24 protein-coding genes are annotated in these 26,679 nt (G+C 72.1%); 13 read left to right on the top strand and 11 right to left on the bottom strand.

Translation table 11 applies throughout. The annotated features are described in order from the left end of the window. From AC1DW8_RS22070 to plsY, 5 genes are all read left to right on the top strand, one after another. Positions 1 to 246: lysoplasmalogenase family protein (locus tag AC1DW8_RS22070; protein ID WP_478095885.1), on the top strand; the 246-nt coding region annotated here is incomplete at its 5' end. Positions 247 to 388: 142 nt separating this feature from the next. Next, positions 389 to 1,321: a hypothetical protein gene (locus AC1DW8_RS22065; RefSeq protein ID WP_478095884.1), complete on the top strand. Its 933-nt coding sequence runs from the start codon at positions 389 to 391 to the stop codon at positions 1,319 to 1,321. A 284-nt stretch (positions 1,322 to 1,605) separates the two neighbouring features. Next, positions 1,606 to 4,545 (top strand): leucine--tRNA ligase, encoded by a 2,940-nt coding sequence (leuS, locus tag AC1DW8_RS22060; protein ID WP_478095883.1) that lies wholly within the window; start codon positions 1,606 to 1,608, stop codon positions 4,543 to 4,545. A gap of 33 nt (positions 4,546 to 4,578) precedes the next feature. Beyond that, the gene (locus tag AC1DW8_RS22055; protein ID WP_478095882.1) at positions 4,579 to 5,475 is read left to right on the top strand and encodes a DegV family protein; all 897 of its coding nucleotides are present in this window, start codon (positions 4,579 to 4,581) and stop codon (positions 5,473 to 5,475) included. Next, complete coding sequence (gene plsY, locus AC1DW8_RS22050; protein WP_056776026.1) at positions 5,472 to 6,074, top strand: glycerol-3-phosphate 1-O-acyltransferase PlsY; 603 nt, start codon at positions 5,472 to 5,474, stop codon at positions 6,072 to 6,074. The genes AC1DW8_RS22055 and plsY overlap by 4 nt, the downstream gene beginning before the upstream one ends. Positions 6,075 to 6,362: 288 nt before the next feature. Here the strand turns inward: plsY and AC1DW8_RS22045 are convergent, their stop codons facing one another. Both AC1DW8_RS22045 and purU read right to left on the bottom strand, forming a co-directional pair. Beyond that, positions 6,363 to 6,944 carry a tetratricopeptide repeat protein gene (locus AC1DW8_RS22045; protein ID WP_056827201.1) on the bottom strand — a complete coding sequence of 194 codons (582 nt, stop codon included), beginning with the start codon at positions 6,942 to 6,944 and terminating at the stop codon, positions 6,363 to 6,365. 108 nt (positions 6,945 to 7,052) lie between these two features. Then, complete coding sequence (gene purU / locus AC1DW8_RS22040) at positions 7,053 to 7,895, bottom strand: formyltetrahydrofolate deformylase (RefSeq protein ID WP_056776030.1); 843 nt, start codon at positions 7,893 to 7,895, stop codon at positions 7,053 to 7,055. A gap of 155 nt (positions 7,896 to 8,050) precedes the next feature. Here purU and AC1DW8_RS22035 point away from each other — a divergent pair, with 155 nt between their 5' ends. Both AC1DW8_RS22035 and AC1DW8_RS22030 read left to right on the top strand, forming a co-directional pair. After that, entirely contained in the window at positions 8,051 to 9,109 is a 1,059-nt protein-coding gene (locus AC1DW8_RS22035) for a ComEA family DNA-binding protein (protein ID WP_478095881.1), read from the top strand. Continuing rightward, positions 9,106 to 11,643 (top strand): ComEC/Rec2 family competence protein, encoded by a 2,538-nt coding sequence (locus AC1DW8_RS22030; RefSeq protein WP_478095880.1) that lies wholly within the window; start codon positions 9,106 to 9,108, stop codon positions 11,641 to 11,643. The genes AC1DW8_RS22035 and AC1DW8_RS22030 overlap by 4 nt, the downstream gene beginning before the upstream one ends. Before the next feature lie 7 nt (positions 11,644 to 11,650). Here AC1DW8_RS22030 and AC1DW8_RS22025 read toward each other — a convergent pair whose 3' ends face one another. The 6 genes from AC1DW8_RS22025 to AC1DW8_RS22000 all read right to left on the bottom strand — a co-directional run bounded on the left by AC1DW8_RS22025 (position 11,651) and on the right by AC1DW8_RS22000 (position 17,909). After that, complete coding sequence (locus AC1DW8_RS22025; RefSeq protein ID WP_478095879.1) at positions 11,651 to 12,130, bottom strand: cupin domain-containing protein; 480 nt, start codon at positions 12,128 to 12,130, stop codon at positions 11,651 to 11,653. 9 nt (positions 12,131 to 12,139) lie between these two features. After that, positions 12,140 to 13,015, bottom strand: a complete 876-nt coding sequence (locus tag AC1DW8_RS22020) for a DUF1295 domain-containing protein (protein WP_478095878.1) — start codon at positions 13,013 to 13,015, stop codon at positions 12,140 to 12,142. 5 nt (positions 13,016 to 13,020) lie between these two features. Continuing rightward, positions 13,021 to 14,346 (bottom strand): class I SAM-dependent methyltransferase, encoded by a 1,326-nt coding sequence (locus tag AC1DW8_RS22015; RefSeq protein ID WP_478095877.1) that lies wholly within the window; start codon positions 14,344 to 14,346, stop codon positions 13,021 to 13,023. A 447-nt stretch (positions 14,347 to 14,793) separates the two neighbouring features. Further along, positions 14,794 to 16,317 (bottom strand): gamma-glutamyltransferase, encoded by a 1,524-nt coding sequence (locus AC1DW8_RS22010; protein WP_478095876.1) that lies wholly within the window; start codon positions 16,315 to 16,317, stop codon positions 14,794 to 14,796. Then, a complete protein-coding gene (locus AC1DW8_RS22005) occupies positions 16,314 to 16,895 on the bottom strand; it encodes a peroxidase-related enzyme (protein ID WP_478095875.1) in 582 nt (193 codons plus the stop codon). Before AC1DW8_RS22005 ends, AC1DW8_RS22010 begins: the two co-directional genes overlap by 4 nt. 66 nt (positions 16,896 to 16,961) lie before the next feature. Then, positions 16,962 to 17,909: a LysR family transcriptional regulator gene (locus tag AC1DW8_RS22000; protein ID WP_056776035.1), complete on the bottom strand. Its 948-nt coding sequence runs from the start codon at positions 17,907 to 17,909 to the stop codon at positions 16,962 to 16,964. Between the two features lie 84 nt (positions 17,910 to 17,993). On the opposite strand from AC1DW8_RS22000, the gene AC1DW8_RS21995 reads away from it, so the two are divergent. Together AC1DW8_RS21995 and AC1DW8_RS21990 are read left to right on the top strand one after the other, a co-directional pair. After that, positions 17,994 to 18,956 (top strand): Sir2 family NAD-dependent protein deacetylase, encoded by a 963-nt coding sequence (locus AC1DW8_RS21995; protein WP_082619784.1) that lies wholly within the window; start codon positions 17,994 to 17,996, stop codon positions 18,954 to 18,956. Next, positions 18,940 to 19,983, top strand: coding sequence for a phosphotransferase (locus AC1DW8_RS21990; protein WP_478095874.1), 1,044 nt, complete (start codon positions 18,940 to 18,942; stop codon positions 19,981 to 19,983). Before AC1DW8_RS21995 ends, AC1DW8_RS21990 begins: the two co-directional genes overlap by 17 nt. A gap of 3 nt (positions 19,984 to 19,986) precedes the next feature. Here AC1DW8_RS21990 and AC1DW8_RS21985 read toward each other — a convergent pair whose 3' ends face one another. Together AC1DW8_RS21985 and lexA are read right to left on the bottom strand one after the other, a co-directional pair. After that, positions 19,987 to 20,898, bottom strand: a complete 912-nt coding sequence (locus tag AC1DW8_RS21985) for a hypothetical protein (RefSeq protein ID WP_478095873.1) — start codon at positions 20,896 to 20,898, stop codon at positions 19,987 to 19,989. Positions 20,899 to 21,031: 133 nt separating this feature from the next. Then, entirely contained in the window at positions 21,032 to 21,757 is a 726-nt protein-coding gene (lexA, locus tag AC1DW8_RS21980) for a transcriptional repressor LexA (protein WP_478095872.1), read from the bottom strand. A gap of 228 nt (positions 21,758 to 21,985) precedes the next feature. Here lexA and AC1DW8_RS21975 point away from each other — a divergent pair, with 228 nt between their 5' ends. From AC1DW8_RS21975 to AC1DW8_RS21960, 4 genes are all read left to right on the top strand, one after another. Continuing rightward, on the top strand, positions 21,986 to 22,399 hold the full coding sequence (locus AC1DW8_RS21975; protein ID WP_056776044.1) for a LysM peptidoglycan-binding domain-containing protein: 414 nt from the start codon (positions 21,986 to 21,988) through the stop codon (positions 22,397 to 22,399). Between the two features lie 267 nt (positions 22,400 to 22,666). Further along, positions 22,667 to 22,972 carry a hypothetical protein gene (locus AC1DW8_RS21970; protein ID WP_056776046.1) on the top strand — a complete coding sequence of 102 codons (306 nt, stop codon included), beginning with the start codon at positions 22,667 to 22,669 and terminating at the stop codon, positions 22,970 to 22,972. A gap of 35 nt (positions 22,973 to 23,007) precedes the next feature. Further along, positions 23,008 to 24,750: an alpha/beta hydrolase gene (locus AC1DW8_RS21965; protein WP_478095871.1), complete on the top strand. Its 1,743-nt coding sequence runs from the start codon at positions 23,008 to 23,010 to the stop codon at positions 24,748 to 24,750. Further along, on the top strand, positions 24,747 to 25,430 hold the full coding sequence (locus AC1DW8_RS21960; RefSeq protein WP_478095870.1) for a hypothetical protein: 684 nt from the start codon (positions 24,747 to 24,749) through the stop codon (positions 25,428 to 25,430). The genes AC1DW8_RS21965 and AC1DW8_RS21960 overlap by 4 nt, the downstream gene beginning before the upstream one ends. On the opposite strand, the gene AC1DW8_RS21955 is transcribed toward AC1DW8_RS21960, so the two are convergent. Then, complete coding sequence (locus AC1DW8_RS21955; protein WP_478095869.1) at positions 25,336 to 26,604, bottom strand: sensor histidine kinase; 1,269 nt, start codon at positions 26,602 to 26,604, stop codon at positions 25,336 to 25,338. The two genes, AC1DW8_RS21960 and AC1DW8_RS21955, sit on opposite strands and share 95 nt — an antisense overlap. Between the last annotated feature and the right edge of the window lie 75 nt (positions 26,605 to 26,679).

The following is a 26,679-nucleotide window of genomic DNA, read 5'->3' as shown; positions in this document are numbered from 1 at the left end:
ATCGTGCGCCACTCCGGGCCGCAGAAGGGGCCGGTGTTCGTCTACCAGCTCGTCCTCTYCGTGCTCGTGCTCGTCGCGGCGGGGACGGGCGACTGGCTGCTGCTCCTGGGGTGTCTGGTCTTCGTCGTCTCCGACACCGTGCTCGGGCACGACCGCTTCGTCCACGAGCGCCGCTGGGCGCCGCTCACGGTCATCGTGACCTACCACGTGGCCCAGACCCTCATCGTCGTAGCCCTCTACCGCTGAACCCCGCCCCCCACCCCACTCGAGTGAGCGCGCAGTCCCAGTCGAGTGAGCGCTCGTCCACACCTCTTTGCCTTCAGAGCTCGGCTTCCACAGACGTGTCCTCGCACTTCCGCTGTCGGTGCTCGGTGCCGACAGTGAACGGGTGCGCAGACTTCAGGTGCCAGAACCCGTCATCGACGAGGCGCTCCTCGCTCAGTGCAGGGCGGCCTTTCCCGTGCTGCCAGCTTCCAGCGCGTTCTCACACGTGACTGCGGCGCGGCTGCTCGGTCTTCCCTTGTCGTATGCCATAGCGGAAGACGTGCGCTTGCACGCCATGAGGCCGATCGCTCACGCGCAGACGCGAATCGATGGGATCGTCGGACATCGCTTCCATCACCCCCGCGAGATGGTGACGGTCGACGGCATGCAGGTCGTCTGTCCTGCGGACACCTGGGTCGACATGGGTGAGCTGGTCGGGCGGGGGAGACCTGTCGGACTCGATGACCTCATCGTCCTCGGGGATGCCTGCGCGACGAGACTCGGCGCTGTCGAACCCCTACGCGTTGCACTCGGGCGGAGAACACGTCCGCGTGGCAAGCGCACGCTCCAAGAGGCTCTGGGACTCATCCGGTTCGGTTCGGCATCACCGATGGAGTCGGTTGTCCGGGTCATGTTTGTGCGCGCCGGCCTGCCGGAGCCGCTGTTGAACGAGCCGGTCCACGCGTCCGACGGCTCCGGTCGTCTGCTGGGGTTCGGTGACCTTGTCTGGAAGATCCATCGACCCGGCAAGAAGCCCGTCAAGGTCATCGGTGAGTACCAAGGAGAGGAGTTCCACGCATCCGACGAACAACGTGAGCACGACAAGCATCGCCGCCGCGGGTTCGAACGGGATGGCTGGACCGTGCAGGAGATCTGGAAGTCCGACGTCAGTGATGATCAAGCACGGCGAGCCCTCGTGGAGAGGATGGCCTGGAGCTTGAGGGTTCCTGCCGACGAGCTCCGGCTCAGCGAGGTCAGCCCGCGCTTCTTCTCACAGCACGCGATCGACGTGGCGATCCAGCGAGGGATGCGGAACGGCGGGAGCCCGCGATGGTGACGGGGCGCTCACTCGATTGTGGCTGGGCGCTCACTCGAGTTGCCGTGGGATCACCCAGGGTGTGATGGGTAGGGGCGCGGGGCCACTCGACGTGGTGGGGCGCACTCGGGTGAGCGCCCGCGGGATGGGGGAGTGGGGCTGCGCTAACCTTGGGCGCATGGCTGGCCTGCTGCTCCTTCCGCAGCCGCGTTGACGAAGGTCGGGACTCCCGACATCAACGCGGCTTCCCCTCCTGCGCGAGGGGTTTTCTTTTGCCCAGACCGAGCAGCGACGAAAGAGAAGACATGAGCGAGCAGACATCCGAGAACCCGTTCCGGTACACCGCGGCGATGGCGCAGCAGATCGAGACCTCCTGGCAGGACCGCTGGGAGGAGGAGGGCACCTTCAACGCCCCCAACCCCGCCGGTCCCTGGGCCGAGCCCGAGAAGGTCGCGGCGCGCGGCGAGAAGCTCGTCGTCCTCGACATGTTCCCCTACCCCTCGGGCGTCGGCCTGCACGTCGGCCACCCGCTCGGCTACATCGCGACCGACGTCTACAGCCGCTTCCACCGGATGCTCGGCAAGAACGTCCTGCACGCCCTCGGCTATGACGCGTTCGGCCTGCCCGCTGAGCAGTACGCCGTCCAGACCGGGCAGCACCCTCGGAAGACCACCGAGGAGAACATGACGAACATGAAGCGACAGCTGCGCCGCCTCGGGCTGGGCTTCGACAACCGCCGCATCTTCGCGACGATCGACGACGACTACTACCGCTGGACGCAGTGGATCTTCCTGCAGATCTGGGACGCGTGGTACGACGCCGACGCCGTGCGCGAGGACGGCGGCCGCGGCAGGGCGCGCCCCATCAGCGAGCTCGTCGAGGAGCTCGAGTCCGGCCGTCGCACCGTCGTCGACGCCGGCGGTCGCGGCTGGGCCGACCTGTCCGCGACCGAGCGCGCCAAGGTCCTCGAGGGCCACCGGCTGGCCTACACCGACGAGGCGCCGGTCAACTGGTGCCCCGGCCTCGGCACGGTGCTCTCCAACGAGGAGGTCACGAACGAGGGGCGCTCCGAGCGCGGCAACTACCCCGTCTTCCGTCGCAACCTCAGCCAGTGGAAGATGCGCATCACCGCGTACGCCGACCGCCTGGCCGACGACCTCGACGGGGTCGACTGGCCCGAGAAGGTCAAGCTCATGCAGCGCAACTGGATCGGCCGGTCCAAGGGCGCCCGCGTCACCTTCCCCGTCGTCACCGGCACGGGCGAGACGGACGGCATCGACGTCTTCACGACGCGCCCCGACACGATCTTCGGCGCGACCTTCATGGTCATCGCGCCCGAGCACCCGCTCGTCGACGCGCTCGTCCCGGCCGGCGCGTGGCCCGAGGGCACCAAGGACGTCTGGAAGGGGGCGGACGCCGACGCGACCGCGACCCCGAAGGAGGCCGTGACGGCATACCAGCTCGCCGCGTCTCGCAAGGGTGACGTCGAGCGTCAGACCGAGGGCAAGGACAAGACCGGTGTCTTCACCGGGTCGTGGGCCACGAATCCCCTGACGGGAGAGCGCATCCCGGTCTTCGTCGCCGACTATGTGCTGATGGGCTACGGCACCGGCGCCATCATGGCCGTGCCGGGGCAGGACACCCGCGACTGGGAGTTCGCCGAGAAGTTCGACATCCCGATCATCCGCACCGTCCAGCCCACCGAGGGCCACCCCGCCGACGAGCCGTTCCTCGGCGACGGCGTCGCGATCAACTCCGCCAACGACCGCATCTCGCTCGACGGCCTGCACGTCGCCGCGGCCAAGGCGCGCATCATCGCGTTCCTCGAGGACGAGGGCATCGGCGAGGGCACGATCAGCTACCGCATCCGCGACTGGCTCTTCAGCCGCCAGCGCTACTGGGGCGAGCCGTTCCCCATCATGTTCGACGAGGACGGGGTGGCGTATGCCGTCCCCGACGACGAGCTGCCGCTGACCCTCCCGGACGTGCCGGACTACAGCCCCAAGACGTTCGACCCCGACGACTCGCAGAGCAGCCCCGAGCCGCCGCTGTCGCGCGTGCCCGAGTGGGTCGAGGTCGAGCAGGACCTCGGCGACGGCCGTGGTCTGCGCACGTTCCGCCGCGAGACGAACACCATGCCGAACTGGGCCGGCTCGTGCTGGTACTACCTGCGCTACCTCGACCCGGCCAACCACGACGCGTTCGTCGACCCGGCCAACGAGGCGTACTGGATGGGCCGCCACGCCACCCCGGTGGAGGGCGCCCCGGCCGGCACCCGCGACCCCGGCGGCGTGGACCTCTACGTCGGCGGCGTCGAGCACGCCGTGCTGCACCTGCTCTACGCCCGCTTCTGGCACAAGGTCCTCTTCGACCTCGGCCACGTGCACAGCGAGGAGCCCTTCCGGAAGTACTTCTCGCAGGGCTACATCCAGGCGTACGCCTACACCGACAGCCGCGGCCAGTACGTCACCGCGTCCGAGGTCGAGGAGCACCCGGGCAGCCACGGCGCCGAGCCGACGTTCACGTGGCAGGGGCAGCCGGTCTTCCGCGAGTACGGCAAGATCGGCAAGTCGCTGAAGAACTCCGTCAGCCCCGACGAGATGTACGACGCGTACGGCGCCGACACCTTCCGCGTCTACGAGATGTCGATGGGCCCGCTCGAGCTGAGCAAGCCGTGGGAGATCCGCGCCGTCGTCGGCAGCCAGCGATTCCTGCAACGCCTGTGGCGCAACGTCGTCGACGAGTCGACGGGCGAGGTCCGGGTCGTCGACGCGCCGCTCGACCAGGCCCTGACGACGCAGCTGCACCAGACGATCGCCGGGGTCCGCGAGGACTTCGAGGGGCTGCGCTTCAACACGGCCATCGCCAAGCTCATCGAGCTCAACAACGCCGTGACGAAGCTCGACGCCCCGCCGCGCGAGGTGGTCGAGACGATGGTGCTCATGCTCGCTCCCGTGGCCCCGCACATCGCGGAGGAGATGTGGCAGCGCCTCGGTCACGACGGTGGGGTGGCGTATGCCGCGTTCCCCGTCAGCGACCCCGCGAAGATCGTCGAGGAGCAGGTCACCTGCGTCATCCAGATCAAGGGCAAGGTGCGCGACCGTGTCGAGGTGAGCCCCGACATCTCCGAGGACGACCTGCGCGAGCTGGCGCTCGGTCGTGACAAGGTGAGGGCGGCGACCGAGGGCGGCATCCGCACCGTCATCGTGCGGGCACCCAAGCTCGTCAACGTCGTCCCGATGTGACGAGCTGCTGACCGACGACGGAGGGAGCGGGACGTGACCACGAGGATCGTCACCGACTCGACGGCCTACCTGCCCGGTGGGGTCCTCGAGGAGCACGGCATCGAGGTCGTCCCGCTCCACGTCGTCGTCGGGGGCCGCGACCACGTCGAGGGCCGGGACATCTCGGCCGAGCGGGTCGCGGCGGCCCTGCGCGAGTACACCATCGTCACGACGTCGCGCCCGACCCCGCAGGCGTTCGCCGAGACGTACCAACGGCTCGCCGACGAGGGGGCGACCGCGATCGTGTCGATCCACCTGTCGTCGCAGATGTCGGGCACCGTCGAGGCAGCCCGGCTCGCGGCGGCCGAGGCCCCGGTCCCGGTCGAGGTCGTCGACAGCGAGACCATCGGCATGGCCATGGGGTTCGCCGTCGTGGCAGCGGCCGAGGCGGCCGCCGGCGGCGCCGACGCGACGCTCGTCCTCGACGCCGTGCGCTCGCGGCTCCAGCCCTCGGGCGTCCTCTTCTACGTCGACACGCTCGAGCACCTACGGCGTGGTGGTCGCATCGGTGCCGCGTCGGCCCTGCTCGGGTCGGCCCTCGCCATCAAGCCGATCCTCGCCGTCCGTGGCGGCCGCATCGTGCCGGTCGAGAAGGTCCGCACGTCCGCGCGTGCGGTGGCCCGCATCGAGGCGATGGTCGTCGAGCAGGTAGAGCAGGGCGGCCTCGCGGTCGACATCGCCGTGCACCACCTCGACGCCCGCGCCCGCGCCGAGCAGATCGCGTCGGAGCTGCGCACGATGGTCCCGGGCTCGCCGGACGTGCTCGTCGTCGAGCTCGGCGCCGTCGTCGGCGCCCACGTGGGGCCCGGCACCGTAGCGATCGCCGTCAGCCCACGTCCCGGCGACCCGCTGCCGGACCGTCCGTCACCCAGCGAGGTCTCCGGGTCGTGAACGTCGGCACGGTGCTCGCCTGGGCGGGAGGAGTGGTCGCCGCCTTCCTCGTCGGCTCGCTCAACCCGGCGACGATGATCGCCCGCCTCCTCGGCCACGACCTCGCCTCGTCCGGGTCGGGCAACCCGGGCGCGACGAACGCCGGCCGGGTTCTCGGCCGCAAGTGGGGTGTCGTCGTCGGTGTGCTCGACGTCCTCAAGGGTCTCGTCCCGACGTTCGTCGCCGGCCACCTCTTCGGCGCCCACGCGGCATACGCCGTCGGCATCGCCGCGGTGCTCGGACACATCTGGTCACCCTTCCTCAAGGGACGCGGGGGCAAGGGTGTCGCGACGACGCTCGGGGCGATCCTCGGGGTGCATCCGTGGGTGGCACTCGTCGTCGTCGTGGTCTTCGCCGTCGCCGTCGCCCTGACCCGTTGGGTCGCGGCCGGATCCATCTTCGGGGCCCTTGCGATGCTCGTCGTCGCCGTCCTCATCTGGACAGGTCACGCGCCTGGCGATGTGTGGACCGGCCTGTGGCTCATGGCGATCGGGCTGCTCGTCCTCGCTCGACACAAGAACAACGTCATCGGCTGGTGGCGTCAGCGGCACCTGCCCTGAGCGGCTTCGTCCCACGTCGACCGCTGCGTCCCACGAATCTGCGAGTCGAAGTTCCCTGGCGACGGTCGAGGACTGACGAAGACGTGGTAGCTGACGACCGGCCGCGACGTCTCGGGCACTCCCGCCGTCGACGGGAGCCCGGTCCACGTCCCTGACTGGGCGGGCAGCCTGTGCCGTCAACCGCACCACCGGTGACGTCGTGTGGCAGCGCACGATCAGCAGCTACACCGGGGGCCTACTCGGCGCTCACGCCGCGCTACGTCTGCTGCCGCGCCTGCCGGCGAACGACTACTTCGACTCGATCCTCGCGCTCGACATGGGGTCCGGGGCCGTCAGGGCGGCGAGGGCGGCGCGGGTCGTCTCGGCCCGGGGCTCGGCCTGCTCCTCGCGGATCACGAGGCATGCCTCGAAGCACGTGACCGCCTCGTCGGTGCGCCCCGTGTCGACGAGGAACCGACCCAGGTGGTGCAGCGTGTAGTGCTCGAGAACCCGGTCGCCTGACGTGCGAGCGAGCTCGAGCGCCTCACGGAAGTGCGCCTCGGCGGCGGAGGCCTCGTCGGCGTAGTGCTCGGCCGTCGCGAGCACGAGGAGCGCCCAGCGCAGCGTCTCGCCGCGGCCGGTGTCCCGGGCGACGTGGACCGCCGGGCGAGCCAGCGCGACGGCCTCCTGCTCCAGCCCGGCGATGGTGAGCGCCTCGGCGAGGTCGACGGCGGCGTCGAGCACCGCGCCGCCCGCGCCGTCGCCGGGCGCTGCCTCGACGGCGGACGTGAGGTCGGTGCGGGCCGCCTCGAGGGCGTCCTCGTTCTCCTCCGGCGTCCGGGTGAACCGACCGAAGTGCGGCTGACCGACGACGAACGCGGACCCGCTCATGGGAGCAGGCTACCGACCGGACCGCGCCTGCTCGTGGTCGAGCGTCGAGCGCGACGGGGTTCGGTCAGGCGGTGGCGGCACACGGCATACGCAGGCTGTGGTGGCGGCTCAGAAGACGATGGTGCGGCGGCCCGAGAGGAAGACGCGGGACTCCGCGTGGTCGCGGACCGCGCGCGAGAGCACCCGACGCTCGACGTCGCGGCCGATGGCGACGAGCCTCTCGGGGGACTCGGCGTGCGTGACGCGGACGACGTCCTGCTCGATGATCGGGCCCTCGTCGAGGTCGGCCGTGACGTAGTGGGCCGAGGCACCGATGAGCTTGACGCCCCGGTCGTGCGCCTGGTGGTAGGGCTTGGCGCCCTTGAAGCCCGGCAGGAACGAGTGGTGGATGTTGATGGCCCGGCCCTCGAGCGCGCGGCACAGCCCGTCGCTGAGGATCTGCATGTAGCGCGCGAGCACGACGAGCCCGACGTCCTCGGTCTCGACGAGACGGAGCAGCTCGGCCTCGGCGTCGGCCTTGGTGTCCTTCGTGACGGGGATGACGGTGAAGGGCAGGCCGTAGTACTCGACGAGCCCCCGGCAGTCCTCGTGGTTGCTGACGACGCCGACGATGTCGATGGGGAGGTCGCCGGACTTCCAGCGGTAGAGCAGGTCGAGCAGGCAGTGGTCGAACTTGCTGACGAGGATGACGGTGCGGCAGTGCTCGTCCTCGGGCCGGGCCGCGAGGTGGTGGTGCGCGATGGCCGGGCTCTCACGGATCGCGGCCAGGACCTGCTCGACCTCGTGCGCCTCGGCGTCGAAGACGGTGCGCATGAAGAAGAGGTCGGTGTCCTCGTCGGAGTACTGCTGGTTCTCGACGATGTTGGCCGAGACGGCGAGCAGCGCCGCGGAGACGGCCGCCACGATGCCGGGTCGGTCGTCGCAGGTGAGGGTCATGATGTGCCGAGCCATTGGAGCAGTCTGGACCAGCCGGACGCGGGGGCGTGAATCGACGCGCGGGCCGTCTCGGGCCGTGGCCGTCCACACCCCTTCGAGTGCGGGTCGGGTTGTCCCCAGCGGGTGCCCGAGGGTGGGCGGGTGGGCGGCCGGCTTCCTAGCGTCGGGGTATGCCGTTCCGACCCGCCCAGAGACCGCCGGACCTCGAGCGGGTGGCCCGGATCCTCGGCGCGGACACTGGTCGCGTCGGGCCGGGGGATGACCGTGCCCGTGCTGCTCCGGCGGAGGGCGAGGAAGTCGGCGGCTGGGTGCCTCGCGCTCCGGGCGCGGCCGTCGGCGAGAACCCGGTGGCGTCAGCGGTGCGGAGGCTGACCCAGCGGGCCACCGACGACGACGAGGTGGAGCGGCTCGACGCCGACCTTCGTCGGGCGCGGCGGCCGGGCGTCCTCACGGTCCCGGACGAGCTGCGCACGGGGCGGCGCGGGGTGAGCAGCGCGGCCGTCGTCTCGATGCTCGCCCTCGTCGTGGCCGTCGGTTGCGTCTTCGTGTTGCGCGTCCTGTGGGCCGAACGCTCGGCGTCCGCTCCGGACGTCGCGCCCGGACCGTCGAGATCGGTCCAGGTCGTGGGTGGGACGGCGACGGCGGCGGCCCGGATGACGACGGACCCGTCGACTGGTGCAGCAGTGTCGGGCGCTGCGTCGGGTGCGCCGTCAGGTGCGCCGTCCGGTGGCCCGACGTCCGGCGCGGAGCTCGTCGTGCACGTCGTCGGGCAGGTCGTGCGTCCGGGCCTCGTGCGGCTGCGTCCCGGAGCCCGCGTGGCCGATGCCCTCACGGCAGCCGGCGGCACCCGCACCGGCGCGGACGTCGCGGCCCTCAACCTCGCGCGGCTCGTCGTCGACGGCGAGCAGATCCGGGTGCCGAGGCCGGGGGAGCCGCCGGCCGTAGGTCCGGGAGCCGGAGGGGCGGGGGGCGCGGGAAGCAGCGGCGCCGGTGGCGCCGGTGGCGCAGGCACGTCGGGTTCGTCGGGTGGCTCGAACGGCGCGGTGAGCCTCAACGCGGCCGACGCGGCAGCACTCGACACGCTGCCCGGCGTCGGGCCGGTTCTCGCCCAGCGGATCATCGACTGGCGCACCGAGCACGGCCGCTTCACCTCGGTCGACGAGCTCGGCGAGGTGAGCGGCATCGGCGACAAGCTCATGGCCCAGCTGCGCCCCAAGGTGACGCTGTGACGCGGCGGGCGCCGGACCCCCCGAGGGAACGCGAGCAGGCGCCCCCGGGCCCGTCCCTCGTCGTGCTGACCGGGCGCGAGACGGTGCGGCGGGTCCGGCCCCGCACGGCGCGGCGCCTCGACCTGCGGCTCCTGGTGCCCGTGGTGGTCGCGTGGCCTGCCCTGGCTTTCTGGGGACTCCTCGCCCCGACCTGGCTCGTCGCCGCGGTGGCCCTGGCCGCCATCGCGGGAGGTGTCCTTGCTGCCACCGCGGCTGGGCGCGGGGTCACCGCGTGCCGACCGCGGTCCGTGCGGCTGCCGCCTCGCGGTGCGGGCGTGCGCGCGAGTGCCATGGCGTTCGGGCCGCCTGCTCTGCGCGGCGTCGCAGCCGTCTGCGCCGTGCTCGCCCTCCTGTTCGGCGCCGCCGTCGGTCACCGGGCCGTGCGGACCGCAGGTCCGGTCGAGGGACTCGCCGCCGAGCGAGCCGTGGTCACGGTCAGGGCCACGGTGGCCGCCGACCCACGAGCGGTCCGTGGCGGGACCGGAGCAGGGGCGGACCGTCCCGATGCCGCCGTCGTCAGCGTCGTGCGCCTCGACGTGACCCAGGTCGCGGGGCGGGGTCGCACCACGACGGTGACCGCTCCCGTGCTCGTCATCGGACGAGGCACGCAGTGGTCGACACTGCGGTGGCACGACGAGGTCGAGGCCGTCCTGCGGCTCGGACCGGCCGAGCCCGGCGACGACGTCGTCGCCGTGGCGACCCCCAAGGGCGCCGTCGAGGTCGTCGGGTCCGCCGGTGGGGTCTTCGCGGCGGCCGATGCGGTGCGTGGGCGCTTCCGAGCCGCCACCGCCGACCTCTGGCCCGACGCGCGCGGTCTCGTCCCGGCGCTCGTCGTCGGCGACACCTCACAGACGCCGCCCGACCTCACTGCGGCGATGCTCGAGACGGGTCTCAGCCACCTCAGCGCGGTGTCCGGCAGCAACGTCACGTTCGTGCTCGCCGCGGTGGTGTGGCTCTGCGGGCTGGTCGGAGTCCGGCGACGTTGGCGCCCGGCGGCGGCTGCACTGGGCCTGCTCGGCTTCGTGATCCTCGCCCGCCCCGAGCCCAGCGTCGTGCGCGCCGCCGTCATGGGGGTCGTCGGGCTGCTCGCGCTCTCGACGTCACGGCGCCGGGCGGGCATCCCGGCGCTCGCCGGTGCGATCGTCGTGCTGCTCGTGTGGGACCCGTGGCTGTCCCGCTCCTACGGTTTCGCCCTGTCGAGCATCGCCACCCTCGGGCTGCTGGTCCTCGCCCGGCCGTGGGGGCGCGTCATCTCCCGCGGGCTCCCGAGACTCCTCAAGCCACTGGGTCCCGTCCTCGCGATCCCGGTCGCGGCCCAAGCCGTCTGTGCGCCGGTCGTCGTGCCTCTGCAGGGGAGTGTCTCGGTCGTCGCCGTGCTCGCCAACCTCCTCGCGGCGCCCTTCGTCGCGCCGACGACCGTCGTCGGCGTCGTCGTCGCTCTCGTCTCGGTCGTCTGGGTCGCGGGTGCGGCGGGGCTGGCGTGGGTGGCGGCGCTACCGGCCCAGGCCATCGCTGCCGTGGCGCGGTGGTGCGCCGACCTGCCCTTCGGCAGCGTCGCCTGGGGCGACTCGGCGGGCGCGGCGATCCTGCTCGCCGTCCTCACCGTCGGCGTCGTCGCCGCGGCGCCGTGGGCGTGGTTCCGCACGAGACACCGCCCCACGGTGGCCGTCGCCGTCGTCGTGCTCGCGACGGGCTTCGCGGCGCCGACCGCGCCGCTCGCCTGGCCCCCACCCGGATGGGCCCTCATCGCCTGCGACGTCGGTCAGGGCGACGGGATCGTCGTCGACAACGGCGGCGGACACGTCGTCGTCGTGGACACCGGTCCCGACCCGGAGCCGATGCGGGCCTGCCTCGACCGCATCGGCGCGACGGCCGTCGACCTCGTCGTGCTGACCCACTACCACGCCGACCACGTCGGCGGACTGGCCGCGGTGCTCGAGAGGCCGGTCGCCGAGATCCGGGCCTCGCCCGTGCTCGACCCGCCCGCCGAGGCAGCCCGCGTCGCCCGGCTCGCCGCCGCCCGACGCATACCTCTGGGCGAGCTGCGGGCCGGAGAGCGCCTTGCCGTCGGGGCGGTGAGTGCCGACGTCTGGTGGCCCGCGCGCCGCATCGACGCGGGCTCCGTGCCCAACAACGGCTCGGTCGTGATGACGATGCACGTCCACGGCCTCACCGTGCTGCTGGCAGGTGACATCGAGCGCGAGGCCGCCGGGCAGGTGCTCCACGAGTCACAGCTCGACCCGCAGCGTTGGGGCCGCGTCGACGTGCTCAAGGTGGCCCACCACGGGTCGAGCAACCGCGACGACCGCATCCTCGACCACGTCGACGGACGGCTCGCGCTCATCAGCGTCGGCGCCGGCAACGACTACGGCCACCCTGCGCCCGCCACGATGGAAGCCTTGCAGGACAGGGGTTTCCACGTGCACCGCACCGACCTCGAGGGTGACGTCGCAGTCGTCACAGACGGGGACGAGGTCCGCGCGGTTTCCGGGTGAGCGGCCGTCAGTCGTGCGCGACCCCCGGCGCGAGCTCGAAGTCGGCGAAGTCGAAGCCGGGCGACACGAGGCAGCTGACGAGCGCGTCGTCATCACCCGGCACGGTGCGCTCCCAGACGTGCGCAGGGACGACCACCTGGGCCACCTGCCCCGCCATGAGGTCGATACCGAGCACGACCAGGTCGGCACCACCGTCGGAGGCTGGCTGGGCTCCGGTGCCGCCCAGCTCGAGCACGACCGAGCCGGTGTGAGCGAGCCACACCTCGTCGGAGGCCACCCGGTGCCAGGCGGAGGACTCGCCGGCGGGCAGGAGGAAGTGGACGAGGGTGGCGGTCGCTCGCACGCGACCGTCCGGCAGCGTCACGGTGTCGGGGGAGACCCACGTCTGCCGGAACCACCCGCCCTCCGGGTGCGGCTCGAGGTCGAGGACGTCGGCGAGGGGCGGGCGCATGCCGTCCATCATCCCGCCCCTCGCGCCGATGGTCATGGTGCCTGCTCAGCCGTGCTTCACCGACGGGTCGGCAGGCTTCGGCGGCCACGGGAAGAAGCCGCTCGTCCGGCGCACGTAGTCGGCGTAGTCGGGGCGGCGGTCGCCGATGTCCTTCTCGAGCAGCTTCTTGCCGGTGCCGCCGTAGAGGTTCCACACCATGACGGCCGGCGACAGGATCGTCAGCACGCCGGGCCAGGCGCTCGCCGCGACGAGGAACAGCCCGGTCCAGACGCTCGCGTCGCCGAAGTAGTTCGGGTGCCGCGTGTAGCGCCAGAGGCCGGTGTCGAGCACCGTGCCCTTGTTGGCGGGGTCGTTGCGGAAGCGTGTCAGCTGGAGGTCGCCGACCGACTCGAAGAAGAAGCCGATGGCCCAGACGACGACGCCCAGCCACAGCACCCAGCCGATGCCACCCTGGACGAACATCGCGATCTGGACCGGCAGCGAGACGAACCACATGATGACGCCCTGCGGGAGGTAGATGTGCAGCAGTGCGTAGGCGTTCGGGTTGCCGTCGGCACGCTTGAGCATCGCCTCGTAGCGCGGGTCCTCACCCTTGCTCCGTGACCTTCTGAAGATGTGCGCGGCCAGGCGAAGCCCCCACACGACCGTGAGCACCAGCGCCAGCCAGCGCCGCAGCGCGTCACCGTGGCCGCCGCTCGTCACGAACGCCGTGAGGGCGATGGCCGCGAACCCTAGCCCCCAGGTCACGTCGATGACGGCCTGCTTGCCGACGCGCAGCGCCACGGCGAACGTGATGCCGAGAACGACCACGACAGCGAGCGCCGTGAACAGCAGCGTGCGCCCGAAGGCGCCGCCGTCGAAGCCGGTGGCCTCGGCCGCCGGAGCCACGACGGGAGCGACGGACGTCCAGGCTGACGTCACCGTGGTCACCAGGTCCGGACGGGCGGCATACCGCTGCGGCCGTCGGCGGTCGGCTTCACGGCGAGGATCTGGTCGACGCCCATGCGGCCCTCCTCGAAGGCGAGCGCGCCACCGACGAGGTAGAGACGCCAGACGCGGCCGACCTCCTCGCCGACCATGGCCACGACCTGGTCCCAGTTGGCCTCGAACGTGTCGTACCAGGCGTTGACGGTCCACACGTAGTGCTCGCGCAGGGCGTGCACGTCGCGGACCTCGAGACCGGCCTGCTCGATGAGGTCGACCGTCTCGCCGACCGGGCGCATGTGCATGTCGGGCGCGATGAAGGCCTCGATGAAGGGACCGCCGCCAGGGCGCGTCGTGCGCGACATCTGCTGGATCAGCGCGCGACCGCCCGGCCGCAGCAGACGGTGGATCTGCCCCGTGAACGTCGGGTAGTTCTTCTGCCCGACGTGCTCGCCCATCTCGATCGAGGAGATGGTGTCGAAGGGGCCGTCCGGCACCTCGCGGTAGTCCTGGAGCCGGATCTCGACGCGATCCTGCAGGCCGCGCTCGCGGATCCGCTCGTCGATGAACGCCTTCTGCTCGCTCGAGATCGTGACGCCGACGACGTGGGCGCCGAACCTCTCGGCCGCGTGCAGCGAGAGGGAGCCCCAGCCGCAGCCGATGTCGAGGTGCCGGCTGCCGGGCTCGATGCCGAGCTTGCGGCACACGAGGTCGAGCTTGTCGCGCTGCGAGTCCTCGACGGTGTAGCCGGGCTCGGTGCTCGTCCAGTAGCCGCAGGAGTAGGCCATGTGCGGGTCGAGGATGAGCGAGTAGAACTCGTTGGAGAGGTTGTAGTGGTGCTCGATGGCGCTGCGGTCGCGGGTCTTGGTGTGCAGGCGCCCGCGGAGCCGGGCCTGCGAGACGGGCGGCTCGGGCGGCAGCCCCACGACGCCGAGGTCGAAGGCCGTCCTGATGCCGTTCTTCGCGACGGAGGCCACGGTGCCGGCCGAGGGACGGCCGCCCGCGAGCGTACGGGCCGTCGACCACACGCGACGGAAGCCGTCGAGCAGGTCACCCTCGACGTCGAGCTCGCCCGTGACGTACGCCTGGGCGAGACCGAGCTCGCCGGGGTGGCGCACGAGGCGGCGCAGCGCCGCGGGGTCGCGCAGGACGACGGTCGGGGCGTCGGCGGGTCCGGCGACGGTGCCGTCCCACGCCTTGAGGCGCACGGGCAGCTGGCCGCCGAAGAGGGGCTCGACGACGGCCGCCAGCCGGGCGGCGATGCCGTTCGGACGGGAGGACGCCGCGGAGGGGGCGGGAGCGTCGGGGCGGTCGTCGGTCATGGTCATCGGGGTGGCCTCTCGTTGGGGGTCGACTCAAGATGATTCGGTGCCGGCCGCGCGTCGGATGGGGCGGCGCGGCGCACCGTCATGGAGATACCCGGATCGCGCCGTCGCGTCCCGCGCCTGCCCCCGGGAGCCGTCGGTCCACGAGCAGGGCAGAACCTGGAGCTCGGGCGGGTCGCTGTCCCGACGACGCGCCACTCGCGGGTCGAGGAGCGGTAGGTCGCCTGCGTGACGACGACATGGTCCACGAGCTGGGTGACGGTCACCTTCGCCGTGCTCGTGCCGCCCAGCACCCCAACCCAGCGGCCTGCGGAGCCAGCTGGTTTGTCGCCGTCGCTGCATGGCCGTGCCCCCGAGTCTCCGTCGGCCCTCCGACCGTCCGGGTGCGACGAGGATCGCACGACACGCCCACGTCCGCACCGAGTTTGGTGGCGATGGCGACCGCACCGGTCAGGAGGAGACCCCCACCGACCCGTCCCGTCTCGCGTCCCCGGCGGCCACCAGCCCGTCCGGACCCAGCACCGCTGCGCCCACCCCACCGAAGTACATGTGCGGCCCTGGGAAGCGGTGCGACGGGAGTCCGCTCGCCTCGACCGCGGCCGCGATGTCGTCCGACGGCTCGTGCTCGACGCGTGGGGACCCATCGTCCATGAACCGCACGTGCAAGCGCGGGGCGTCGATCGAGTGCTGGAGGTCGTCGCCGCGAAGAAGTCCGCGTCCGAGCACCTGCATGAGCGCCGTCGTGATCCGGTCCGCCCCGGGTGAGCCGACGGCGAGCGCGGTGCCCGAGGAGCTGCGGCCGGTGGTCGGGGCCATGTTCGAGGCGAGCCGCGTGCCGGGGGGCACGGCGTGGATCCCGAGCCGGTTGAGCTCCGGCTCGCCCAGGGCGTTGTTGAGCAGGATGCCGGTGCCGGGGATCACCATGCCGGCGCCGTATCCGCACGACATCGTGATGGCACACGCGTTCCCGAGCTCGTCCACGGCGGAGACGTGAGCGGTGGACGCCGAGGTGGGAAGCCCCGCCAGCCCGTGTCGCTCCACCGCCTCGAGGAGGGCGTGGCCGTCGGCGTCGAGGTCGAGGGACCTGTCGTGGACGGAGAGGCGGTAGGCGAGGACCCGGCGCTGGATCTCGATGACCTCGGCCCACGTCCAGTCCTCGTGCCGCGCCAGCTGGCCGAGCATGGCCGCGAGCATCGGGCCGCCCACGGAGGGCGGCGGGTTGAGGGCGATGTGCCAGGAGCCGACGGTCCGCATCGTGGGTGCACGCACCACGGCCTCGTATGCCGTGAGGTCGGCCATCGTGATCAACCCACCGTTCGCGGCCATGTCCTCGACGAGAACGCGCCCGACGGCGCCGGTCGTGAAGAGCGAGGCTCCTTGTGCCGCAAGTAGGTCCAAGATGTCGGCGAGGTCGACGTTGAGGGAGGTCTCGCCCGGCTCGAGCGGTCCGCCGTCGGCTCCTGTCACGAGGGCGTGGGCCTCGGGGTCGTGGCCGAAGAGCGTGTCGCGGACGATGCCGAGGTAGAGGGCGGCGGCTGCGCCGACCCGGTACCCGTCGCGACAGGTGCGGGCCGACGGCTCCACGAGCCGCCGCCACGGCACCTTCCCGAAGCGGTCCCTGGCGGCTGAGAGTGCTTGCACGGCACCGGAGTTCGCGACCGCAGCGTGTCCCGCACCGATCGTCACCCCGCCGCCGTAGTCGGTGGGGACCTGCCGAACGCCGTGGCCGAAGGCCGACCGGTCCAGTCCCCGGCCGGGCATCTCGACGTTGCCGTCGATGACGACGGGGTCGTCGCCGGCGAGCCACACGTTGACGAAGGCGCCACCCATCAGGCTGACGACCCCGGGCTCGGTGCTCATGGCCGCCAGGGACGCGGCGATTGCCGCATCGACGGCGTTTCCGCCCTCGGCTGCCACCTCGAGCCCGGCCTGCAGGGCCGCCGGACCCGGAGCGGCGAGCGCCACCCGGCTCATGAGGTCGCTCTGCCGCTCGAGTGGTACTCCGAGTTCGGCACGAACCCCAGCGCCGTCGACACCCGGTTGGTGAGGTTGAACATCCCGACGACCTGGACGAGCTCGACCACCTGGTGGTCGTCGAGTCCCACGGCTCGCAGTGGGGCGAGGTCGGCCTCGGTGACCTCGGCGGGATGGAGGGTCAGTTTCTCGGCGTAGGAGGCCATCGCGTACTCACGGCGGGCAAGCCCTGCCTGCCGCCAGTTCGAGGCGACGAGGTCGGCGGTCACGGGGTCTCCGGTGTGTTCCCGGAGGGCTGCGCCGTGGCTCACCTCGCAGTACGTGCACCGGTTGACGCTGCTGACGACGACGGCCAGCAGCTCGCGGTCGGCGTTGCTCAGGTGCCCCTCCTTGTTGACGAGGAGGTTGAAGTAGCCCCACCACGCGAGGAACTGTTCGCCGTTGACCGCCTGAGCGCGGAAGACGTTGGGCACGAAGCCGACGGTCTCCCGTGCCTTGTCCCAGAGGCGGCTCACGCCCTCCGGGACGTCGTCGCGCTCGGGCACGGCCAGGTACGAGATGCGCTCGCGGTCACCCATGAGGCCCACCGTATGCCGCGTGGGGGCCGAGCGCCCGTGGCGCGCCCTCACTCGGCGACCCAGCCGTCAGGTCTTGGCGCCGACGAGCTCGGCGGTGGAGGCCTTCGGGTCGGCGCCGGCCGCCTCGCACAGTGCGTCGAGGGCAGCGGCGACGGCAGGCACGCGCTGCAGGTCGGGAGTCGTCACGGCGAGGATCTGGCGGCGCGACGCAGGGGAGAGCGGCAGGGTCGCGACGTCGTCGTGCTTGGCGGCGTTGAGGATGAGGTCCGGCACGAGGGCCACGCCCAGCCCGGCCGTGACGAGCCCGAGCTGGGCGACGTAGTCCTCGGTCTCGAACGCCACGTTGGGCCGGAAGCCGGCGGTGTCGGCGAGCGACAGGAGGTGGCCCCGACAGCGGGGGCAGCCGGCGATCCACTCCTCGCCCGAGAAGTCGGCGAGCGAGGCGGCCGCGTCGCCCGCGTGCGGGTGCGTGCCGGGGACGACGAGACGCACCTCGTCGTCCATGAGCCGGCGGGTCACGAGGAGCGAGAGGTCCTCCTCGAGCTCACCGAGGTCGCCACCCTCGTAGGCGAAGGCGACCGCGACGTCGCAGTCGCCGTTGCGCAGGGCCGCGAGCGACTCGGGCGGCTCGGCCTCGGTGAAGGTGACGGTGATGTCGGGGTGGCGGGCCTTGAGGATGGCGAGCGTCCGGGGCACGAGCGTGGCCGACGAGCTGGGGAAGGCCTGGAGGCGGACCCGTCCGGCGCGCAGGCCGGCGATCGCGGTGATCTCCTCCTCGGCCGCGTCGAGGGCGGCGAGGACACCGACGGCGTGGCGGGCGAGCACCTGACCGGCCTCGGTGAGGCGGACCTGGCGCCCGTAGCGCTCGACGAGGACGGTCCCGGTGCGCTGCTCGAGTCGGCGGACCATCTGCGAGATGGCCGGTTGGGTGAAGCCCAGCGCGTTGGCAGCGCTCGTGAAGCTTCCCTCGTCGGCAATGGCCTTCATGACCCGCAGGCCGGCAGCATCGATCATGTCCTCATCATAACCGATGATTATGGAATCCTGCTGTATCCAGTCGGTCGAGCATGGTCCCGGAGCGGCACGTAGGCTTGCCGGGTGCAGCAGCCGAACGGCATACCACCGCAGTCGACGGCCGCCGCGGTCACCCCGGCGACGACCCGCCTCTCCACCTCGCGCACCCTGCCGCTCCAGACGCACGACCTCGGCACCTTCGACGACCTCGTCGACCTCGTCAGTGGCGGCGGCGTCGTCGTGCTCTCGGGTGCGGGGCTCTCGACCGAGTCGGGCATCCCCGACTACCGCGGGCCCGACGGGACCCGTCGGGTCGAGCCGATGACGTACGGGGAGTTCGCGGGGTCGAGCGAGGCCCGTCGGCGCTACTGGGCTCGCAGCTACATCGGCTGGCAGCGCTTCAACGCCGCCGCGCCCAACGAGGGGCACCGCGTCGTCACCGACCTGCAACGTGCGGGCTACGTCGGGCCGATCATCACCCAGAACGTCGACGGCCTGCACCAGGTCTCGGGCGCGACGGACGTCATCGAGCTGCACGGGTCCCTCGACCGCGCCGTCTGTCTCACGTGCGGCGAGTACACCTCGCGAATCGGCCTGCACGAGAGGATGACCGAGGCCAACCCCGGCTTCATGGACCGCTTCGAGGAGGCGGCGCACGTGGTGGGCTCGCAGTGGGGTGAGCAGGTGCGGCCCGACGGTGACATCGTGCTCGCCGACGCGCTCGTCGAGTCCTTCCACGCCCCGCGCTGCCTCGTCTGCGGCCACGACACCGTCAAGCCCGACGTCGTCTTCTTCGGCGAGTCGGTGCCCAAGGCCGTCGTCGAGCAGTGCTTCTCCCTCGTTGAGAGTGCCGGCGCCGTCCTCGTGCTCGGGTCGTCGCTGTCGGTCATGAGCGGCTACCGCTTCGTCCGTCGCGCGCACCAGCGCGACGTGCCCGTCGCGATCGTCACGCGGTCGGCGACGCGCGGCGACGCCGAGGCGACGCTGCGCCTCCACGCACCTCTCGGCCCGACGCTGACGGAGCTGCGCGATGCCCTCGGGCACTGAACTGCCTTGGTATGCCGCCCTCCCGGAGTCCGGTGACGGCCCGTCGGTCCGCTGGACGTCCGGCGCGTTCGAGGCCGAGCTGCGCGAGTGGGTCGGTGGAGTCCTGGGCGGTCTCGGCACCGACCTCGTGTCGCTCGACGCGGTGCACCAGCGCCCCTGGTCGACGGTGTGGCGCGGTGTCACATCGGACGGCGCCACCTACTGGGCCAAGCAGAACTGCCCGCACCAGTCGTTCGAAGCGGCCCTGCTCGTCGTGCTCGACCGCCTGTCGCCGCACCGGGTCGTCCCGGTCGTCGCGGCCGACGTCGAGCGCGGCCTGCACCTCGTGCCCGACCAGGGGCCGGTCTTCGCCCTGACGGTCGCGGACGACGACGTCGACGCCTGGTGCCGGATCGCCGCCGAGGCGATGCACCTCCAGCGCGAGCTCGTCGGTCACGAGGCGGACCTCCTCGGCGCGGGCATCACGGCCCTGCCTCCGGCCGAGTCGGCGGCCTACGTCGAGGCGAGGGTCGCGTCCCTGACGGCCCTGGCCCCGGACGACCCGCGCCGCATGGCCGACGACGTCGCGCACCGGTTGCGTGCGCTGCTGCCGGCGGTCACGGCGTGGGCCGACGACGTGGGGGGTCTCGGCCTGCGGGAGAGCCTCGTGCACAACGACCTCCACGCCAGCAACGTCTTCGCGACGGCGCACGGGATGCGCTTCTTCGACTTCGGTGATGCCGTGCTCGCGCACCCGCTGTCCGCGCTCTTCGTCCCGCTCAACGTGCTGCTCCACCGCTTCGGCGCCACCCCGGACGACCGTCGGCTGAGGCGGGTGGCGGACGCCGCGCTCGAGGTCTGGGGCGACGTCGTCCCGGTCGCTGCACTGCGCTCGGCCCTGCCGTCCGCGCTGCGGCTCGGGCGGCTCGGGCGCGCCGAGTCGTGGCTCCGGGTCACCGCGACCCTGACGCCGGAGGAGGCGGTCGAGCACGGCGACGCCGGCACGTGGTGGCTCGGTGCTCTCGGTGACGAGCCGCCGCTGTCCTGAAGGCTATTCAGCCACGGACCGAGCCGAACGTGCCTCGGCGCCATCGGCCTCGCGCAGGTCCCACAGCTCCTTGGTCTGCACGCCCCAGTAGGCGGCGAAGAGCACGATGATGATGACCTCGGCGATGAGGATCAGGTGGTCGAAGCCGCGCACCGTCAGGGCCGCCAGCACCGTCGCCCCCAGGGCGACGGCCAGGGCGACCGCGATCGCGATGTAGATGCGCTTGTAGACCGTTCCGCTCGCGCCGGTGCCACCGGCGGCGCCCTGGTGGCGCTCCTCGGCGCGCAGCGCGCTGAAGACCATGACGGCGATCACCCCGGCCACCATGGTGCCCGCGGCGATGCCGTGGCTCAGTGCGATGAACCGGTCGCGCAGCACGAGGAAGAGGGTGAGCTCCGCGAGCAGCACCAGACCGCAGACGGCCGAGACGACCGCCGAGCGCACCGTGGGCCGGTCGGACGGATCGCGCGTCATCGCGCCGCGCTTGAGCCAGGCGGCCACGAGGGCCGCGAGGACGGCGACGACGACGAGGGACCAGATGTTGTTGCGCACGGCCGCGGCGATCTCGGCCGGGGTCTGGGTGTACGCGTTCGGCCCGCACCGCCCGTCCGGCACCGTCGGGACCATGGCGACGACGAAGGCCATGAAGCCCGAGAAGTTGAGCAGCACGTCCTCCTCGGGCGAGTGCCCCTTGTAGGCGATGAGGCTGGCCCCGAGCGCGCACAGCGAGCCGACGAAGACGGTCCGCGCCGGCGTGTAGTAGTACGCGCTGATCGAGCCGAGCCAGCACGAGTGGTCGGTCTCCCACCACCACTGGTAGCCGACCGAGAGGAGCAGCATGAGGAGCAGGGCGATCATCGCGCCGCGCAGGTAGCGGTAGGTGAAGACGACGTCGCGGGTGCGGCCGGGTGCCATGGCGGTCTCCTTCGCAGGACTCACGAGTCAGAGTCTCGCGCCGTCGCGTCCGATACGCCTCCCGGACGCGACGATGCCGCCGGCGCGGAGGGCGCCGACGGCGTACGTCGTCGGGTGGGGGAGCGGGGCGACGTCAGAGCCGGCGCAGGACCGCCGTGACCTTGCCGAGGATCGTCGCGTGGTCGCCGTCGATGGGCGAGAAGTCGGGGTTGTGCGGCATGAGCCACACGTGCCCGTCGGTGCGCTTGAACGTCTTGACCGTCGCCTCGTTGTCGAGCATCGCGGCCACGACGTCGCCGTTCTCGGCGTGCTGCTGCTGGCGCACGACGACCCAGTCACCGTCGCAGATCGCGGCCTCGACCATCGAGTCGCCGTTGACCTTGAGCAGGAAGAGGTCACCCTCGCCGACGAGCTGCCGCGGCAGCGGGAAGACGTCCTCGACGACCTCCTCGGCCGTGATCGGCACGCCCGCCGCGATCTGGCCGAGCACCGGGACGTAGGACGCCTCGGGGCGGGCGTCGCCCGAGTCGGTCTCGGTGTCGTAGTGGTCGCCCCGCGGACGTGGCCCGGTCGGGTCACCGCCGCGGTAGCCGAGCTCCTCGGCCTTCGCATCGGGCGAGACGACCTCGAGGGCCCGCGGCCGGTTGGGGTCGCGGCGCAGGTAGCCCTTGGCGACCAGGGCATTGAGCTGGTGGGAGACGCTCGACGGGCTGGCGAGGCCGACGGCGTCGCCGATCTCGCGCATGCTCGGCGGGTAGCCGCGCCGGTCGACGGAGTTGCGGATGACCTCGAGCACCCGCCGCTGGCGGACGGTGAGACCGTCGCCGGTCTCGCGATCGGGAAGCTCGGTCACGCCCATGGTGTCCCCTTCGTCGGCTCGTCAGTCCGCGTCGTGACGCTGGGTGTGCGGCCAGTGTCAGTGGTGGCTGGTGAGGTCTGTGGTGTGAGGAAAGACTACGCAGTTCGAACACAGTTGCCAAACACCTGTTCGATGCGTGTCTCGACTTCATCGAACATACGTGCTACAACTCGTACAGACGTTCTATCGAACACGTGTTCGCCAGATCAGGAGCAAGGGGAGGTCACCATGAGCGCCATCGTCCTCGAGGCCGTTCGTCAGCCGCACACCGAGGAGCCCGCGCGGTCGCAGCCGACCGGTCGGCCCCGTCTCGTCCTCGTCCCCACCGGGCCGGAGGCCGCTCGTGCGGTGCGTGCCGCGAGGCCGCCGATGCGCCTGACGCGTTTCGGTCGCCTCGTCGTGACGCTCCTCGTCGCGGGCGTCGTCTCCCTCCTCGGCGTCGGACTCGCCGGTCAGCTCGCGTCGGCCACGGGCGAGCCGCGCACGATCACGGTCCGGTCCGGCCAGACCCTGTCGGGCATCGCCGCCCGCGAGCTGCCTGAGCTGACCGCGGCCGAGGGTGTCGTCGAGCTGCAGATCGCCAACGCGCTCAGCACCACCTCGATCCACGCCGGCCAGCAGCTCGTCGTCCCGGGTCGCTGAACCGGGGCCTCCTGGGCCGGCCGGGGACGTATGCCGTGTGTCCGGCTGCGCCCGTCCCGGCCCTTCCGATCCGCCGCGTTGGCTCCACCTTCAGCGGCTGGCGGTAGCGGCGCTTCGACCCCGCCGTTCCTGCCCCGGACGCCGCACCCCTGACGGGGGTGCGGCGTCCTGCTGTGCCCGCACCTGCCGTTCCCGACCCCTGTGGATGACGGGCTCGAGTCCTCGGACGCCTTGCCTAGCGTGGCTGTCCTCGGAAGGGAGCAGGGGATGCGCTACGACGTGGACACCGACGCGCTGCGCGACGACGCCGCCTCGGTCGGCGAGGTGCTCGCGCGGGTGCAGCGGCTGAGGATCGGCGACGAGCTGCGGCCACTCGGTGGGGCGATCCCCGGTGGTCGTGTCGCCGGCGGGCTCGGCCAGGTCGCTGCGGCGTGGGAGGCGCGGCTGGCCGGGACCCGCTGGGAGCTGCGCGAGCTGGGCCGCTGCCTCGCCACGGCCGCCGACACCTACGACGCCGTCGAGCAGGCGTCCCGGCAGGCCCTGCGGTCGTCGTCGTCCGGCGGCACCCCATGAGACCTGATGTGGCGGGTGCCGGTGCTCCGCTGACCATGACCGTCGCCGACGTCCGGGCCTGCCGACCGCAGTCCCTGCTCGAGGTGGGCCGGCGCCTCGAGGAGCATCGCCTCCGGGTCCTCGGACTCGCGGAGCTCGTGCTGTGGCGTCGCTCCGCCGCGCCGCGCTGGTCGGGCGCGGCCTCCTCGGCGGCCGCCGACCGCTACGGCCTCGTCGTCGCCGGCCTCGGACGGCTCGCGGGGAGCATCGCGGTGACCGGTCACGCGGTCGGGCACGCCGCGGCACGTCTGCAGTCGGCGCTCGAGCTCGTCGGTCGCGCCGAGCGTCGGGCCGCCGACGAGGGCGCCTGGGTCGACGGCGATGGTCGGCTCTTCCTTCCCGTGCGGGCGTCGCTCGGAGACCTTGCCGGCGAGGCGCACCGGGCACGGCTCGACGAGCTGTTGAGGGTCGAGGTGCACGCCTGTCTGGCGCGGGCCCGACAGGCCGCGAGCCAGACCGACGACGAGCTGTGGCGAGGGCTGCTGACCGCTGCCCGTGGCGCGACGGCGTCTCCGGGGACTGCCGCGCAGCTGGTCCCGCAGCTGCCACCTCCGCCGGCGGGACCCTCGACGAGTGCCGGGGTCGGCGGTCACGTGTTCGCCTCGGCCGCGTGGTGGCGGTCCCTGACCGACGAGGAGCGACGCCGCGCCATCCGTGAGCGGCCGGACTGGGTGGGTCCTCGCGACGGGGTGCCGGCCGCAGCTCGCCACGAGGCCAACCTCGTCCTGCTCGGCCGAGCGGAGCAGGCTGCCTGGACCCGCGAGCGGGAGGCACAGCGGGCGGCGTCTGCGAGCAATGCCGCCGAGCGCACCCGTTCGGCCGAGCACGTGGCGGCCCTGCAGGCGGTGCGCGACGTGCTCGGGCGTCGCGACGGTGGACCCCGGCGTCTGCTCCTCGTCGACGCGAACGGACCCGACGTCAAGGCGGCCGTCGCGATCGGCGACGTCGACCGGGCCGAGCACGTCGTCACGTTCGTCGGCGGCCTGTCGACCATGGTCGGGGCCGATCTCCGGCGCTACGACGACACCTTCGTGCGGATGCGTTCGGAGGCCAAGGCGGTGGCGCGCGGTGAGGACGTCGCACTCGTGACGTGGATGGGCTACGACGCGCCGCAGGTTCACGAGATCATCACGTCGGTCGACCGGAACGTCCTCAACGGCAAGCTGGCCCGCGACAACGCCGGCGCGCTGGCCGACTTCGTGACCGGTGTCGAGGCCTCCCGTGACCGTCCGGCCCACCAGACGGTCTGGGCCCACTCCTACGGCGGCACTCTCGCCGGCCACGCCTCGCTCCGCACGAGTGCGATCGACGACGTCGCCGTCTTCGGTGCGCCCGGCCTGCCGTTCTCGGACGTGGCGCACACCGCCCTCAAACCCGGCTCCCTCAACGTCCTCGGCGCGGTCGGGGACGACGTGTTCGCCTACGGCTGGATGGTGCACGGCACGGCGCCGGCGGACGTCGTGGGCGCGAGCCGGCTCTCGACCTTCGCCCTCAAGCAGACCGGGACCGGCTGCAACCACTGGCTCCACCCACGATCCGACTTCGTCGACGTCCGTCGCACCTCCGCCGGTCACTCCGACTACCTCCGGGCCGGCACGGACAGCGCGCGCAACCTCGTCGCCGTGGCGGCCGGTCGTCCCGACCTGCGGGTCTTCCAGGGCATCGACGAGAGGGCGTGCACGACGACCGGACCGAGCCTCGGGAGCGACCCCCTGCGCTGGCCGAGGCTCGTCCCGTGACCTCGTTCGACGACGACCCGACCCGCTTGTTCAACGGGATGGCCGGGTCCGCCCGACGCGACCGCCTCGTCGCGTGGGCGTGCGGGTGGCTCGCGGTGCTCCAGGCTCTGCCCTACGTCGCGGTCGGCTGGATCACCGACGGCGGGACGGCTGCCGGCGACGGTGCCCTGGACGCGTTGTCGCCCACTGCGCTGCTGGGCGTCGTCGGCTTCGGCGTCGTCCTGGCGGTTGCGCTGTCCCGGCCGGGGATGCAACCGCTCGTCGACGCAGGCGTGGAGGTCGACGACACGGGCGGGCCCCTCCTGCCGACGCGCCCGACAGGCCCGACGTGGACGACCGGGTCCGTCGTGCCGCGGTTGCGGTGGGCCGCCTTCGCGGCTCTGGCCGAGGCGGCGACCTTCGCCGGAGCCGCCCTGCTCGTGAGCGCCGAGAGCTCAGGAGCCTTCTCCGTCGGGGACGCTCTCGACGACGGTTCCGCCGTCGGGGCCTACGTCGCCACGGTCGTGCAGGTGCTCCTCATGGATGTCAGGGCACCGACAGCGTTTCTCGTCGCGCTCGTCGTCCTCGCCCGGGCGCGACGTCCGGTCAGTCGCCGCCGGGACCGTCGTGCTCGTCCCGACGGGGGAGCTCGGCCGGCAGCTCGAACCACACGTCCGTACCCGGACCGTCCACCGAGCTGATCCCGATCGACCCACCGTGAGCCTCGATGATGCGCTTGACCGTGGCCAGGCCGATGCCGCTGCCGTCGACGGACGTCTCGACGCGGTTGAAGAGGCCGAAGACCCGCTCACGGTCGGCGGCCGAGATGCCGATCCCGTTGTCGCGCACCGAGAGACGCCACGAGCCGTCGATCCGCACCGCCGAGATCTCCACGACGGGCGCGACGCCGGGGCGGGCGTACTTCACCGCGTTGGACACGAGGTTGAGCAGCACCGAGTAGAGCTGCTGCCCGTCTGCGGGCAGGGTCGGCAGCGCCCCCGTCGTGACGGTCGCCGACCGTGCGGTGAGCGTCGGGTCGAGGTCCTCGAGTACCGAGGAGAGCACGTCGTCGAGGTCGGTGTCGCTGCGGTGCAGCTCGGCGCCGACGCGGGCGTGGGCGAGGATCTGCTCGATCATCCCGGCCATGCGCGTGGCGGAGCGAAAGGCCGTGGCGACGAGGCGTTCGGACCACTCGTCCTCGGCGACCGCGGGCTGCTGGCCGAGCATCTCGGTGCTCGCCATGATCGCGGTGAGCGGCGTGCGCAGGTCGTGGCTCACCTGTCCGGCGAAGACCGACAGAGCCTCGTTGGACCGGTGGAGCTCGTCCCTCGTCTCGGTGAGCGCCGCGAGCGAGTCCTCCAGCTCCCGGGTGCGCAGGCGCAGCTCGAGGACGTCGACGACGCGCTCGGCGATGGCGACGAGGGCCTCCTCCTGTGCTTCGTCGAGCGCGCGTGGCTGGGAGTCGAAGACGCAGAGGCGACCGATGATGACGCCGTCCGGCGTGGTCAGTGGCGCTGACGCGTAGAAACGGACGGTCCCGAGGACGCCCGTCACGAAAGGGTTCTCGCGGAACCGGGCGTCGAGGCTGGCATCGGGCACGACGACGCGGTCGGTGTGCTCGAGCACCGCGGCGCACATCGAGTCCTCGCGGGCACAGATGGCGGCGGCGAAGCCGGTCGTGGCGATCTGCTGCTGGTGGGTCGCGGTGATGAGGTTGATCGCAGCCCGGGGGACGGCGCACACCTGCGCCGCGATGTCGACGAGGGCCTGCAGCTCGCGCTCGGGAGCGTTGCCGAGCACGGCATAGCCCGCCAGTGCGTCCTCGCGTCGCCGGGTCGGGTCGAGGACGTCCGCTGATGATGTCCGGTTTGTCACGATGGGAAGACTCTGTCATGACGGCGTGCGGGGCAAGCACCCGGGCCTGCCGCGTCACGTTCTCGGCATCACCGA

Source organism: Terrabacter sp. P2_E3 (genome assembly GCF_056403915.1).
This window is presented reverse-complemented; position numbering and strand designations above follow the sequence as displayed.